Source organism: Streptomyces chengmaiensis (genome assembly GCF_029846775.1).
Lineage (GTDB): Bacteria > Actinomycetota > Actinomycetes > Streptomycetales > Streptomycetaceae > Streptomyces > Streptomyces chengmaiensis.
Genome location: NZ_JARWBG010000002.1, coordinates 326,305 through 338,840 on the forward strand (window position 1 = coordinate 326,305; position 12,536 = coordinate 338,840).

Annotated in this window: 12 protein-coding genes and 3 pseudogenes; 3 read left to right on the forward strand and 12 right to left on the reverse strand. The window is 69.9% G+C overall.

Going from position 1 to position 12,536, the window contains the following annotated elements; translation table 11 throughout:
• Positions 1-169: 169 nt before the first annotated feature.
• Both QCN29_RS03330 and QCN29_RS03335 read right to left on the reverse strand, forming a co-directional pair.
• Complete coding sequence (locus tag QCN29_RS03330) at positions 170-1,159, reverse strand: NAD(P)-dependent alcohol dehydrogenase (RefSeq protein WP_279926130.1); 990 nt, start codon at positions 1,157-1,159, stop codon at positions 170-172.
• Between the two features lie 302 nt (positions 1,160-1,461).
• A complete protein-coding gene (locus QCN29_RS03335; RefSeq protein WP_279926132.1) occupies positions 1,462-2,163 on the reverse strand; it encodes a TetR/AcrR family transcriptional regulator C-terminal domain-containing protein in 702 nt (233 codons plus the stop codon).
• Positions 2,164-2,342: 179 nt separating this feature from the next.
• On the opposite strand from QCN29_RS03335, the gene QCN29_RS03340 reads away from it, so the two are divergent.
• Positions 2,343-2,642: a hypothetical protein gene (locus QCN29_RS03340; RefSeq protein ID WP_279926133.1), complete on the forward strand. Its 300-nt coding sequence runs from the start codon at positions 2,343-2,345 to the stop codon at positions 2,640-2,642.
• A gap of 33 nt (positions 2,643-2,675) precedes the next feature.
• Here the strand turns inward: QCN29_RS03340 and QCN29_RS37020 are convergent.
• From QCN29_RS37020 to clpB, 3 genes and pseudogenes are all read right to left on the reverse strand, one after another.
• Positions 2,676-2,774 (reverse strand): annotated as a pseudogene (locus tag QCN29_RS37020) (prevent-host-death family protein); the annotation flags it as partial.
• A 91-nt stretch (positions 2,775-2,865) separates the two neighbouring features.
• The gene (locus QCN29_RS03345) at positions 2,866-3,405 is read right to left on the reverse strand and encodes a type III secretion system chaperone family protein (RefSeq protein WP_240134437.1); all 540 of its coding nucleotides are present in this window, start codon (positions 3,403-3,405) and stop codon (positions 2,866-2,868) included.
• 129 nt (positions 3,406-3,534) lie between these two features.
• On the reverse strand, positions 3,535-6,129 hold the full coding sequence (clpB, locus tag QCN29_RS03350) for an ATP-dependent chaperone ClpB (protein WP_279926157.1): 2,595 nt from the start codon (positions 6,127-6,129) through the stop codon (positions 3,535-3,537).
• A 109-nt stretch (positions 6,130-6,238) separates the two neighbouring features.
• Here clpB and QCN29_RS03355 point away from each other — a divergent pair, with 109 nt between their 5' ends.
• Positions 6,239-6,652 (forward strand): pyridoxamine 5'-phosphate oxidase family protein, encoded by a 414-nt coding sequence (locus tag QCN29_RS03355; protein ID WP_279926134.1) that lies wholly within the window; start codon positions 6,239-6,241, stop codon positions 6,650-6,652.
• Between the two features lie 134 nt (positions 6,653-6,786).
• Here the strand turns inward: QCN29_RS03355 and QCN29_RS03360 are convergent, their stop codons facing one another.
• Both QCN29_RS03360 and QCN29_RS03365 read right to left on the reverse strand, forming a co-directional pair.
• Positions 6,787-7,104 (reverse strand): Rieske (2Fe-2S) protein, encoded by a 318-nt coding sequence (locus QCN29_RS03360; protein ID WP_240134439.1) that lies wholly within the window; start codon positions 7,102-7,104, stop codon positions 6,787-6,789.
• Positions 7,101-7,424, reverse strand: a complete 324-nt coding sequence (locus QCN29_RS03365) for a hypothetical protein (protein ID WP_279926135.1) — start codon at positions 7,422-7,424, stop codon at positions 7,101-7,103. The genes QCN29_RS03360 and QCN29_RS03365 overlap by 4 nt, the downstream gene beginning before the upstream one ends.
• Positions 7,425-7,550: 126 nt before the next feature.
• Between QCN29_RS03365 and QCN29_RS03370 the strand changes: the two genes are divergently transcribed.
• A complete protein-coding gene (locus QCN29_RS03370; RefSeq protein ID WP_240134528.1) occupies positions 7,551-8,576 on the forward strand; it encodes a helix-turn-helix transcriptional regulator in 1,026 nt (341 codons plus the stop codon).
• A gap of 442 nt (positions 8,577-9,018) precedes the next feature.
• Here the strand turns inward: QCN29_RS03370 and QCN29_RS03375 are convergent, their stop codons facing one another.
• From QCN29_RS03375 to QCN29_RS03395, 5 genes and pseudogenes are all read right to left on the reverse strand, one after another.
• Positions 9,019-9,474: a heat shock protein transcriptional repressor HspR gene (locus QCN29_RS03375; protein ID WP_279926136.1), complete on the reverse strand. Its 456-nt coding sequence runs from the start codon at positions 9,472-9,474 to the stop codon at positions 9,019-9,021.
• 1 nt (position 9,475) lies between these two features.
• Complete coding sequence (dnaJ, locus tag QCN29_RS03380; RefSeq protein WP_279926138.1) at positions 9,476-10,675, reverse strand: molecular chaperone DnaJ; 1,200 nt, start codon at positions 10,673-10,675, stop codon at positions 9,476-9,478.
• A 30-nt stretch (positions 10,676-10,705) separates the two neighbouring features.
• Entirely contained in the window at positions 10,706-11,416 is a 711-nt protein-coding gene (grpE, locus tag QCN29_RS03385) for a nucleotide exchange factor GrpE (RefSeq protein WP_279926140.1), read from the reverse strand.
• A pseudogene (locus QCN29_RS03390) lies at positions 11,413-11,745 on the reverse strand (Hsp70 family protein); the annotation flags it as partial. The gene grpE and the pseudogene QCN29_RS03390, both read right to left, overlap by 4 nt.
• A gap of 173 nt (positions 11,746-11,918) precedes the next feature.
• Positions 11,919-12,536, reverse strand: a pseudogene (locus QCN29_RS03395) (Hsp70 family protein); the annotation flags it as partial.

Here is a 12,536-nt window from a genome sequence, read left to right on the forward strand (position 1 = left end):
TTCCCGTGTGTGGTCAGGATACGGCGGACGGCACCGTGTCACCGAGCCCGGCGGTACGACTGTGAGATCAGGCCGGACAGGTTCGCGGCCGTCGTGGTCCTCCCTCACACCGACCTTTGGCGCTACGAGCTGACGTCGGCGCCCTCAGCCATGGTGTCGGCGCCATCGCTCACGGCACGGTGACCACGGCCTTGCCGCGGGCGTGGCTCTGCTCAACATGGCGCACGCCGTCGGCCGCGTCGGTCAGGGAGTAAGTCCGGTCGACCACCGGAGTGAGCTTGCCGGCCTCGATGAGCGCGGTGACGGCAAGCAGGTCCTCGTGGGTCGGCCCCGCCGGGGCCGCCGGGAGGATCATGCGGAGCTGCTGCCGGACGAACACGTTGACCGCAACCAGTCGCAGCATGGCGCCGATCGCTCCGAACACGTGACCGGGCGAGCCGCCGCCGTTGGCCACCAGGGTCCCTGTCGGAGTGAGTGCCCGACGCAGCCGGCTCAGCGGGCGGTTGCCCACGTTGTCCAGGATCACGTCGTAGTGCACACCCCCGTCGGCGAAGTCCTCCCGGGCGTAGTCGACGACGTGCGCTGCGCCCAGTGAGCGCACCAACTCGACGTTGCGGGCGCTGCACACCCCGGTGACCTCCGCGCCCAGGGCCGCGGCGATCTGTACGGCGAACGTGCCCACACCACCGGCGGCCCCGTTGACCAGCACCCGCTGCCCGGCCTGTGCCTGACCCACGGTCCGGATGCCGCGCAGGGCCGTCACCGCCCCCATCGGCACGGCTGCGGCCTGCTCGAAAGTCAGGGTCGCGGGCTTGGGCACCAGCAGGTCCGCGGTGGTCCGCGCGAACTCGGCGAAGGAGCCCGGGCAGAATCCCAGGACCTCGTCGCCTGGCTGGAGCCCGCGCACGTCGGCACCGACCGCCTCCACGCGTCCGGCCGCGTCGATCCCGGCTACCAGGGACTTCGGCCGGGTCAGTCCCACGCCTCCCATCAGCCGCGCCACGTACGGGTCGCCGCGCATCATGTGCCAGTCGTAGGGGTTGAGCGCGGCGGCGTGCACCCGCACCAGCACCTGATCGGCCGCGACCTCGGGCCGGTCGGCGTCCACCATTTGCAGGATGTCCGGCGGGCCGAACCGCTCCTGAACGATCGCCTTCATCAGCCTCCCCCATCACTCGTGATCGATTGCCGCTCGCCGTTCTCCGGTTACGGCATCAACCGATCAGCAGATCACTACAGGTGTACGGCGTACACCACTAAGGAGCAAGGTAGGTGTACGACGTACACCTGTCAAGGAGTGGAGGGGCCGAGTTCGAGGCATGCCACGCGCGAGTGGGCGCGGATGATCAGGCAGGCCGACACTGCGCACCCTTGTCTGAGGAAAGGAGAGTGAGCGGCTTCTGGGCGACTGCGACGACCGAAGAGCTCAGGCAGACACTGCCGGCCCTTCACCGCGGTGGGTCAGGTCGCGTCCCGGAGCCGCTCAAGACCGTCCAGCGTCAGATCCAGAGCGAATTCGAACTCGAACTGGTCGTCGCAGCCGGAGCCGACGACGGACTCGTTGTCGTGGGTGACCGCCATAGCCAGTTCGGTGATGTGAGGGTAGCGGGCGGCCATCTCCTCGGGCGGCATCGCATCCGGATCCGGCTCACGGCCAGAGCTGTCCTCGAACAGCTCCTGGGAGAAGCCCAGCAGACGGCTGCCCATCACGTGCATCGCGTGATGGACCAGATCGATCGAGAACCCCCCGGCCCGGAAGATCCCGATCATCGAGTCCAGATACTCCATCACCACGGGAGTCGGAGTGACCCGCGCCTTCATCCGCGACTCGATGACCCCGGACGCCCACGAATGGCGCAGCAACATGCGGCGAGCCGACAACACCCGACGGCGGATGGCGGTCTTCCAGCCGGTATTGGCTTCCGGCGGGGCGATCTCGCCGACGACGACGTCGATCATGCCGTCCAACAGCTCATTCTTGTTCGCCACATGCTTGTACAGCGCCATGGGTACGACGCCCAGCGCCTGCGCGATCTTGCGCATACTGAGCGCGTCGACCCCGCCTTCGTCGGCCAGGGCGACGGCAGCAGCCAGAACCCGCTCCCTGCTCAGAGGGAGGCGGGGCTGCGCGGCGGCGTCGGCCCGCGTGACTATCTCCACCATCCCCTCTCGTCTGGGCAGGGCCCGGAGCCGGCCACCCTTCCCTTGACAGGTGTACGGCGTCCACCTGCCGTAACCCCAACGAGGGTACGCCGTACACCCATTCCTTCGTCCGTGTTCGAGACCACCGGAACGATCGGATTGCCTGATGCCGGAAATTCGGAAAGGACGGCGCGCGAGCCATGGTAGCTCCCGACCTCCACGACGAGGCGACCGCAGCATACGAGGCCCGCAAGGAACTGGGCCCGGACTACGAGCGTGCCGTACTGGAGTCCTTCGTCGCCAACGCCACAGAATCGATCGGCCAGCGGGTGGACGCCCGGCTGACGCAGCAAGGGATCTGCAAGGTCCCGCAGAAGCAGCAGCGTCAGCAGACCGACGACTCGTATCTGGCGGTGCCCGGTCTTCTCCCTGCTCTTCGGCGCGGGCGGCTTGATCTGGCTGACGGCCGGCGCGGGCGCGGAGTCGGGCTGACCAGATAGCGGACCCGACCGCCGCTGGTGATCTCGTACTCCTTCCTCGTCATTCAGGTGGCGCACCCACGGGAACACCTCGGGCAACGCGAGCAGAAGCGACTTGGCGCCGTCGTCCTGCTTCGTCAGAGCAAGGAACAGTCGGGAGGCTGTGGCGACGGGCTGTCGGCCGCGAACGCGCGAGAGCCCGGCCTGACGGCCGGGCTCTCCCGTGTCTGTGCGGCGTGAGGCCTCAGGCCTCGTCGGACGGCGAGCCGTCCGACTCCGGCTTCTCCAGGCCGAACTGCTCGACGAGCCACTTGTCGAACTCGATCGAGGCGCGCACCCAGCTCACCGTCGAGGACACGAAGTGCTCAAGGCTCACACCCGTGCCGATCAGCATCTGCGCCTCGCCGATCAGACGGAGGGTGGCCGCGCCGCCCTCGTCCTCGTGGAGGTGGGTGTAGATCTTGGGCCACAGGGTGCGGCGGTTCCAGTCGTCGATCGCATCGAGGATCTTGACCCGGTCCTCGGGCGAGTGCGGACGGTCGTAGAACGTCCGCACCGAGAAGACCTGCTGGTCCCCTTCCCCGCGGAACATGAAGTACGTGCGGAAGTCCTCCCACGGCGCGGCGAGGTCGCCCTCGTCGTCGACGACGTACTTCAGCTCCATCTGGTCGAGGAGCTGCTTGACCAGGTCCTGGTCGGGCACGACGGGTCCCGCCGGTCCCGAGGCCTGCTGAGGCTGTGGCTTGCCCCCGAAATTCGGAATCGAGGACGGATCGATGGTCACCGTGGATGTCCCTTCGTACGGTTCCCGCCATCCTCTCTCATCCCGGGGAGGGGGTCGCAACCCTCCCCGGGAGGGGAGTCCTGATCCCGGCGCCCGCCCCCGCGGGGAGCGGGCCTGCCCCCGAAGGGATCAGGCCGGACCCACGATCAGCCCGCCGTCCGGGTCGTCGTCGAACCGGTCGACGCGGACCGTGTCGCCGTCCTGGACCTCACCCGAAAGGATCTCCCTGGCGAGGCGGTCGCCGATCGCGGTCTGCACCAGACGGCGCAGCGGCCGCGCCCCGTACGCCGGGTCGTTGCCCTCGTCCGCCAGCCAGGCCAGCGCGGCCGGGGTGACGTCGAGGGTGAGCCGGCGCTCGGCGAGCCGGTCGGCCAGTCTGCCGATCTGCAGCTCGGCGATCCTCGTCAGCTCGTCCTTGGCAAGGGCGGAGAAGACCACCAGGTCGTCCAGCCGGTTGAGGAACTCGGGCTTGAAGGAGGCCCGCACCACCTTCAGGACCTGCTGTTTCTTCTCCTCCGCGGTGGTCAGGGGCTCGACCAGATACTGGCTGCCGAGGTTGGAGGTGAGGACCAGGATGGTGTTGCGGAAATCCACCGTCCGGCCCTGTCCGTCGGTCAGCCGGCCGTCGTCGAGGACCTGGAGCAGGATGTCGAAGACCTCGGGGTGGGCCTTCTCCACCTCGTCCAGGAGCACCACGCTGTACGGGCGGCGGCGTACGGCCTCGGTGAGCTGGCCGCCCTCCTCGTAGCCGACGTAGCCGGGCGGCGCGCCGACCAGGCGGGCGACGCTGTGCTTCTCGCTGTACTCCGACATGTCGATGCGGACCATGGCCCGTTCGTCGTCGAAGAGGAAGTCGGCGAGCGCCTTGGCCAGCTCGGTCTTGCCGACGCCGGTCGGGCCGAGGAAGAGGAAGGAGCCGGTGGGGCGGTCGGGGTCTGCGACGCCCGCCCGGGAGCGCCGCACCGCGTCGGAGACGGCCCGGACCGCCTCGGTCTGGCCGATCAGCCGCTTGCCCAGCTCGTCCTCCATGCGCAGCAGCTTCTGCGTCTCGCCCTCCAGCAGCCGGCCGGCCGGGATGCCGGTCCAGGAGGCGACGACGTCGGCGATGTCGTCGGAGCCGACCTCCTCCTTGACCATGGTGTCGCGGGCGGCCTCCTGCTCGGCCTCGCTGGCCTCCTCCAGCTCGCGTTCCAGGGCGCGGATGTCCCCGTACCTGAGCCGGGAGGCGGTCTCCAGGTCGCCGTCCCGCTCGGCACGCTCGGCCTGGCCGCGCAGCTGGTCGAGCCGCTCCTTCAGCTCGCCGACCCGGTTGAGGCCCTGCTTCTCCTTCTCCCAGCGGGCGGTGAGTCCGCGGAGCTCCTCCTCCTTGTCGGCGAGGTCGCGGCGCAGCTTCTCCAGCCGCTGCTTGCTGGCCTCGTCGGACTCGTTCTTGAGCGCCAGCTCCTCCATGCGCAGCCGGTCGACGGCGCGCTGCAGCTCGTCGATCTCGACCGGGGAGGAGTCGATCTCCATACGGAGCCGGGAGGCCGCCTCGTCGACGAGGTCGATGGCCTTGTCGGGCAGGAAGCGGGAGGTGATGTAGCGGTCGGAGAGGGCGGCGGCGGCCACCAGCGCGCCGTCGGCGATCTGGACCTTGTGGTGGGCCTCGTACCGGCCCTTGAGTCCGCGCAGGATGGCGATGGTGTCCTCGACCGTCGGCTCGGCGACCAGCACCTGCTGGAAGCGGCGCTCCAGCGCCGGGTCCTTCTCGATCCGCTCGCGGTACTCGTCCAGCGTGGTGGCGCCGACCATGCGCAGCTCGCCGCGGGCCAGCATCGGCTTGAGCATGTTGCCGGCGTCCATGGCCGAGTCGCCGCCCGCGCCCGCGCCGACGACGGTGTGCAGCTCGTCGATGAAGGTGATGATCTGGCCGTCGCTCTCCTTGATCTCGGACAGGACGGTTTTCAGCCGTTCCTCGAACTCTCCGCGGTACTTCGCACCCGCAACCATCGCACCGAGGTCCAGGGCGACCAGCCGCTTGTTGCGCAGGGACTCCGGCACGTCGCCCTTGACAATGCGCTGGGCGAGGCCCTCGACGACGGCCGTCTTGCCGACTCCCGGCTCGCCGATCAGCACCGGGTTGTTCTTGGTGCGGCGCGAGAGCACCTGCACGACCCGGCGGATCTCCTGGTCCCGGCCGATGACCGGGTCCAGCTTGCCCTCGCGCGCGGCCGCGGTGAAGTCGGTGCCGAATTTCTCCAGGGCCTTGTACTGGGCCTCGGGGTCGGGGGTGGTGACCCGGCGTCCGCCGCGGACCGACTGGAAGGCCGCCAGCAGCTTCTTCGCGGTGGCGCCCTGCCGGGTGAGGACGTCCCCTGCGGGGCCGCCCTTGGCGGCGGTCGCGATTAGCAGGTGCTCGGTGGAGAGGTACTCGTCGCCCAGCTCCTTGGCCTGCCGGTCGGCCTCGGCGAGGACGGCGAGCAGATCGCGGTTGGGCTGGGGCGGCGCGACCGTGGAGCCGGTCACGCTGGGCAGCCCGCCGAGGGCCCGTTCGGCGTCGGAGCGCACGGCCGCCTGGTCCGCCTCGACGGCGGCCAGCAGGTCGGTGATGTTCTCGTTCTCTTCACCCGTGAGGAGGGCGAGGAGCAGATGCGCGGGGGTGAGATCGGGGTGCCCCGCCGACACGGCCCGGTTGGTGGCCGCGTTCAACGCGGCGCGGCTCTTGTTGGTCAGCTCGGCGTCCACCTGCGGTTTCTCCTCCTCGACTGCGGACCATAACCTCCATGACTCATCCAGCATACATAAAGTTGAGTCTATTCAGCTCAAGGATCGGGAAGAAGGTAGGTTCCGGGACATGGCGATCGACCTGCACGACCCTGACGCGTCGTACCTCGGCTTCTGGCGCGAGAACCATGTCTGCACACTGACCACCCCGCGCCCCGACGGCACTCCCCATGTGGTGCCGGTGGGGGCGACGTACGACCCCGAGGGCGGCGAGCGGGGCATCGCACGGGTGATCGCCGACAAGCACAGCCGCAAGGTCTCCCATGTGCTGGCCGCGGGCCCGGAGGGGGCGCGGGTGGCGCTCTGCCAGGTCAGCAGGGCCCGCTGGGCGACGCTGGAGGGACGGGCGACGGTCCGCGCGGATCCGGAGTCGGTCGCCGACGCGGTGGCGCGCTACACGGAGCGCTACGGGCGCGTCCCGAGACCCAACCCGGACCGGGTGGTCATCGAGATCGCCCTCACCAGGGCCATGGGCCGCGTCTGATCAGCCACTCCTTCACCGGAGGCGAACCGAGTTACAAAAACAAACAGCACAGCGGCGCCATCGCGTTTCAGGTCCGCGATGGCGCCGCTGTGTGGGGGAAGCACCCAAGCGATCTACAACGACGGGGGAATCGCTCAGGCACTGCGGGGGGTGGCGGTGGTGTCGGCCTCGACGAGCTGGTGGTCGCGCGCGTCGAGATTGACGAAAATCATGCCGTACCGGATGGCACAGCGGACGGGCTGTGGAGCGCCCCGGGGCCGGCGCAGGCAACGGTATGCACGGACGTCCTCGTCCTCTTCGCGTGCCACGACGATCGGCTCTCCGAAGAGGGTGACCATCAACGAGTCGCCACGGTGGGGAATGGCCGTGACGAGATCGATGAAATGCCACCCCGAGCGGTAGGCCGTTGCCATCTCACGCCGGAAGACCCGGTCGTCCGGGGGCACGGTCATGCTTCGAGGGTGCCCGCGGCGAAGCCCCAAGAGGGCTCACCCTGGGCGGTCGCAGGAGCAACACTCCACGAAGGCTCGCCGGTGGCGGCCGCGGGAACGACGCCCCAGGAGGGCTCGCCTTCGGTCGCCGCGGGCGCCGCGCCCCACGAGGGCTCGCCCGGCAGGGCCGCGGGAGCGGCGCCCCAGGAGGGCTCGCCCTGAACGGCTGCCGTCACGTCGCCGACGGGGGAGCCGCCCCAGGAGGGCTCGCCGGAGGCCACCGCGCCGAACGCGGCCGCCGCCACGGCTAGAGCACATAGCGCACGAAGCTTCCAAGACATGGGAGATCTCCACCTCTTCAGATCATTCCTCCTCCCCCGCGCATTAGACGATGTCTCACTCCGAACGCTTGCACCAGCGACGGCAGGCATCATGTTCCTGTAATGCAGGAGCCTGAGGGGGTGCATATGACGTCGATCGAGGGCGAATCCGGACACTCTCACCCGAGTGGCGAGCTGTGCGAGGCAGCCAAAGGCCTGTACACAACGGCCCTCCGGACGGGGAGAATCACCCGCTCAGAGGCAGAGGCGACCCCATGCCTGTTCGATCTCGCCCTGCTTCACCCGGACCCCGACGATGCACAGTGGCTCCGCCCGGTCCCTCCGACCACCGCGTTGACACAGCTGATACACCCCATCGAGAGGGAGATCCAAGAGCGCAGACGCCGAACTGTGGCTCTCACCGACGCACTTGAGCCATTCATGGCCTTCAGCGCCCAGAACTCCACCGTCCCGCAAGGGATCACCGTGCTCGAGGGGCTCAACCGCATCAACACCACCCTCGATCAGGTCACCGCCGACTGTACGGAGGAGCTTCTCACGGTCCAGCCCGGCAGCGGGCGTCAGCCGCATATTCTGGAGAAGGCGCTGCGCCGGGTCGAGCCGCTCATCGACCGGGGTGTCCGAATGCGAACCCTCTATCAGCACACCGCGCGCCATCACCCGGCCACGCTGTCGTACATGGAGCAGGTCGGGCCTTCGGGCGTGGAGGTGCGGACGCTGGAGGAGATCATCGACCGGTTGATCATCGTCGACCGGAAAGTGGCCTTCATTCCGGCGAGCAGCGACCGGCTCTCCGCGCTGGAGCTTCGGCACAAGGGGATCGTCGAGTATCTCGTCGGGGTCTTCGAGCAGTTCTGGCTGCACGGCATCCCGTGGGAGGAACAGATCTCGTACGGGCCGACGTTGGACGGCATCACCGGCGTCCAGCGCTCCATAGCGAAGCTGCTCGTCGAAGGGCACGTCGACGAGGCGATCGCCCGCCGCCTGGGGATGAACGTGCGCACCTGCCGCGCCCATATCGCCAAGCTGGGCTCGGCGCTGGGCAGCGGCAGCAGAACGCAACTCGGCTATCTGATCGCGCAGTCGGGCATCCTCGAGCATGAGCAGGAGCGCTGCCCCCGGCTTCCCCGGATGGCGGCGCAGAACCAGTGAGTCCCCGCCCGCGTACGGGCGGGGCCGCCACCGCCGCCGCCCGTGTGCCCCACAGGGCGTGTGAAGGCGCTGTGGGGCGCTGAACGGCTCCGGCAGCTCCTGGACCACCCGGGCTCCCAGACCGGCGCACACACGCCCGCACGGGGCGGCCCTCGGCCCACGGCGCCGGCGGGCACGGCACGGGCTGACGGGCTGACTGGCTGACTGGCTGACTGGCTGACTGGCTGACTGGCTGACTGCAGCGTGCACAGGCACACAGGCGCACGGTCTTTCTGGAAGCAAACGGAGATCCCCGCCGGACGGCGTCCGACGGGGATCTCCGGTCATCAGCGCCCCGAAAGGCGCGGTGTCTGCATCCATACGCGGCTCCGCCGCGGGCGTGGCCGGCCACCACGTGCCGGCACACGGTCGACGGCCCGTCGCGGCGCCGCCTGCGGAGCGCTCAGTCCCCGGACCGCTTGGGCCGCCAGACCACCAGCGCCCCGGTCTGCTGCACGTCCTGATACGGCACCAGGTCCCGCCGGTACGACGCGTGCACCTGTGCCTCGCGCTGCCGCATCGCCGCCGCCGCGCCCTCCACGGCCGCGGACAGCTCGGCGACCTTCTGCTGCAGTGCGGCGACCTGGTTCTGCAGTTCGATGATGCGCTTGATGCCGGCCAGGTTGACGCCCTCGTCCTGGGACAACTGCTGGACGGCGCGCAGCAGTTCGATGTCACGGGCCGAGTAGCGCCGGCCGCGACCGGCGGTGCGGTCGGGAGAGACCAGGCCGAGCCGGTCGTACTGGCGCAGCGTCTGCGGGTGCAGGCCCGAGAGCTGGGCCGCCACCGAGATCACGTACACCGGCGTCTCGTCGTTGAGCTCGTACGGGTTGCGACTGCGTCCCGACCGGCCTTCCATGTCAAGCTCCCTTCGCGGCCTGGAACAGCTCGGCCCGCGGGTCCTCGTCCGCGGCGGCGTCGCGGTAGGCCTCCAGCGCTTCCTTCGCCTTGTCGCCGAGCTGGGTGGGCACGGCGACCTCCACGGTGACCAGCAGGTCCCCTCGGGTGCCGTCCTTGCGGACCGCGCCCTTGCCGCGGGCGCGCATCGTACGGCCGTTGGGGGTGCCGGCCGGCAGCTTCAGCGTCACCGGCGGACCGCCCAGGGTGGGCACCTTCACCTCGCCGCCGAGTGCCGCCTCCGCGAAGGTGACGGGCACGGTGACGGTGAGGTTGTCGTCCTTGCGGCCGAAGACCGGGTGGGCGTCGACATGCACCACCACATACAGATCGCCCGCAGGGCCGCCGCGCTCGCCGGGCGCGCCCTTGCCGCGCAGCCGGATGCGCTGCCCGTCGGCGACGCCTGCCGGGATGCGGACCTGCATGGTGCGCGAGGAACGGGCGCGCCCGCTGCCCTTGCACGTCTCGCAGGGGTCCTGCGCGATCAGTCCGCGCCCCTTGCAGTCCACGCACGGGTCGGTGAGCGAGAACGACCCGCTGCCGCCGCGCGAGATCTGTCCGGTGCCGACGCAGGTCGGGCACACCCGCGGCGTGCCGTTCTTGTCGCCGGTGCCGGAGCAGGCCGTGCAGGGGGCCTGGCTGGACATCCGCAGTGGGACGGTGGCCCCGTCCACGGCCTCGGTGAAGCTGAGCGTCACCTCGGACTCGATGTCCTGGCCGCGGCGCGGCTGGGTCCTGGCGCCCGCGCCGCCCGCGCCTCTGTTGAACAGCCCGCCGAAGACGTCGCCCAGGCCGCCGCCGAAGCCGCCCGCGCCGCCCGCGCCGCCTGCCCCGCCCTGGGGACCTCCGCCTCCGAAGAGGTCGCCCAGGTCGAAGTTGAAGGTGCCGCCGGGCCCCCCGGCCCCCGGCGGACGGAAGCCGCCGTTGCCGAAGAGGGCGCGCGCCTCGTCGTACTCCTTGCGCCGCTTGGGGTCGCCGAGCACGTCATTGGCCTCGGAGATCTCCTTGAAGCGCTCCTCGGCCTTGGCGTCGCCCTTGTTGGCGTCCGGGTGGTTTTCGCGGGCGAGCTTGCGGTACGCCTTCTTGATCTCGGCGTCGGTGGCGTCCTTGGGGACGCCGAGGACCTTGTAGTAGTCCTTCTCGACAAAGTCCTTCGTGCTCATCGACGTCCCTCCTCCCGGACCGCCTCGGCGTCAGCCCTGCTCCGGGCCACCGCTCTCCTCGTTGTCGCCGCCGTTGCCGCCGCTCGCACCGCCGCCGGACTCGTCCGAAGCGGACGGGGTCTCCGACCCGCCCTGCGCCTCCTTCGGGGCCGCGCCCGGCTGGGGCTCGGCCACCGCGACGCGCGCGGGGCGGATGGTGCGCTCGCCGATTCGATACCCCGGCTGAAGCACTGCGACGCACGTGGTCTCGGTGACGTCAGGCGCGTAACTGTGCATCAGGGCCTCGTGGATCGTCGGGTCGAAGGGCTCGCCCTCCTTGCCGAACTGCTGCAGACCCATCTTGGCGGCAGCGGTCTCCAGGGACTCGGCGACGGACTTGAAGCCGCCCAACAGCTCCCCGTGCTCCCGCGCCCGGCCGATGTCGTCGAGCACGGGCAGGAGTTCGGTCAGCAGATTCGCCGTGGCGATCTCCTTGACCGTCACCCGGTCGCGCTCCACGCGGCGGCGGTAGTTCTGGTACTCGGCCTGGAGCCGCTGGAGGTCGGCGGTGCGCTCGTTGAGCGCGGTGCGGACCTGGTCCAGCTGTGCCGTCAGACCGGCGGTCTGTGCTGCTGCGTCCCCTGCCGGGGCCGCCGCGCCCTCCTTGCGGGAGGACTCGGCGGACTCGGCGGCGGCGTCATCAGGAGTGGCGCCGGAGGGGACGTCGGGCTTCTCGTCAAAACCCGGGGTCTCCTCCGTCATGCGGCACCGCCCTTCGCGTCCTTGGGCTGCTCGTCGTCGACGATCTCGGCGTCGACGACGTCGTCGTCGGCCTTGGCCTGGCCGCCCGCCGCGCCGCCCGCCGCTCCGGCGGCGCCGTCGGCTGCGCCCTGCGCGGCCTGGGCGTCGGCGTACATCGCCTGGCCCAGCTTCTGCGAGACGGCGGCGACCTTCTCCGTGGCGGTGCGGATCTCAGCGGTGTCTTCGCCCTTGAGCTTCTCCTTCAGCTCGCCGACGGCGGTCTCGACCTCGGTCTTCACCTCAGCGGGGACCTTGTCCTCGTTGTCCTTGAGGAACTTCTCGGTCTGGTAGACGAGCTGCTCGCCCTGGTTGCGGGTCTCGGCGGCCTCGCGGCGCCGGTGGTCCTCGTCCGCGTAGCGCTCGGCCTCCTCACGCATCCGGTCGACCTCGTCCTTCGGCAGCGAGGAGCCGCCGGTGACGGTCATCTTCTGCTCCTTGCCCGTGCCCAGGNCTTCTCGGTCTGGTAGACGAGCTGCTCGCCCTGGTTGCGGGTCTCGGCGGCCTCGCGGCGCCGGTGGTCCTCGTCCGCGTAGCGCTCGGCCTCCTCACGCATCCGGTCGACCTCGTCCTTCGGCAGCGAGGAGCCGCCGGTGACGGTCATCTTCTGCTCCTTGCCCGTGCCCAGGTCCTTCGCGGTCACATGCATGATGCCGTTGGCGTCGATGTCGAAGGACACCTCGATCTGCGGCACCCCGCGCGGGGCCGGCGGCAGACCCGTCAGCTCGAACATCCCGAGCTTCTTGTTGTACGCCGCGATCTCCCGCTCGCCCTGGTACACCTGGATCTGCACCGACGGCTGGTTGTCCTCCGCCGTGGTGAAGATCTCCGAACGCTTCGTCGGGATCGTGGTGTTCCGCTCGATCAGCTTGGTCATGATGCCGCCCTTGGTCTCGATGCCCAGGGACAGCGGGGTGACGTCCAGCAGCAGGACGTCCTTGACCTCGCCCTTCAGCACACCGGCCTGGAGCGAGGCGCCGATCGCGACGACCTCGTCCGGGTTCACACCCTTGTTGGCCTCCTTGCCGCCGGTCAGCTCCTTCACCAGCTCCGCCACCGCCGGCATACGCGTCGAACCGCCGAC

Bases quoted from the DNA above. Each gene is read 5' to 3' on its own strand.
- dnaJ (WP_279926138.1), bottom strand. From the start codon at position 10,675: ATGAGCACGAAGGACTTTGTCGAGAAGGACTACTACAAGGTCCTCGGC.
- QCN29_RS03355 (WP_279926134.1), top strand. From the start codon at position 6,239: ATGGCGATCGACCTGCACGACCCTGACGCGTCGTACCTCGGCTTCTGG.
- grpE (WP_279926140.1), bottom strand. From the start codon at position 11,416: ATGACGGAGGAGACCCCGGGTTTTGACGAGAAGCCCGACGTCCCCTCC.
- QCN29_RS03375 (WP_279926136.1), bottom strand. From the start codon at position 9,474: ATGGAAGGCCGGTCGGGACGCAGTCGCAACCCGTACGAGCTCAACGAC.
- QCN29_RS03365 (WP_279926135.1), bottom strand. From the start codon at position 7,424: ATGTCTTGGAAGCTTCGTGCGCTATGTGCTCTAGCCGTGGCGGCGGCC.
- QCN29_RS03340 (WP_279926133.1), top strand. From the start codon at position 2,343: ATGGTAGCTCCCGACCTCCACGACGAGGCGACCGCAGCATACGAGGCC.
- QCN29_RS03335 (WP_279926132.1), bottom strand. From the start codon at position 2,163: ATGGTGGAGATAGTCACGCGGGCCGACGCCGCCGCGCAGCCCCGCCTC.
- QCN29_RS03370 (WP_240134528.1), top strand. From the start codon at position 7,551: ATGACGTCGATCGAGGGCGAATCCGGACACTCTCACCCGAGTGGCGAG.
- QCN29_RS03360 (WP_240134439.1), bottom strand. From the start codon at position 7,104: ATGACCGTGCCCCCGGACGACCGGGTCTTCCGGCGTGAGATGGCAACG.
- QCN29_RS03330 (WP_279926130.1), bottom strand. From the start codon at position 1,159: ATGAAGGCGATCGTTCAGGAGCGGTTCGGCCCGCCGGACATCCTGCAA.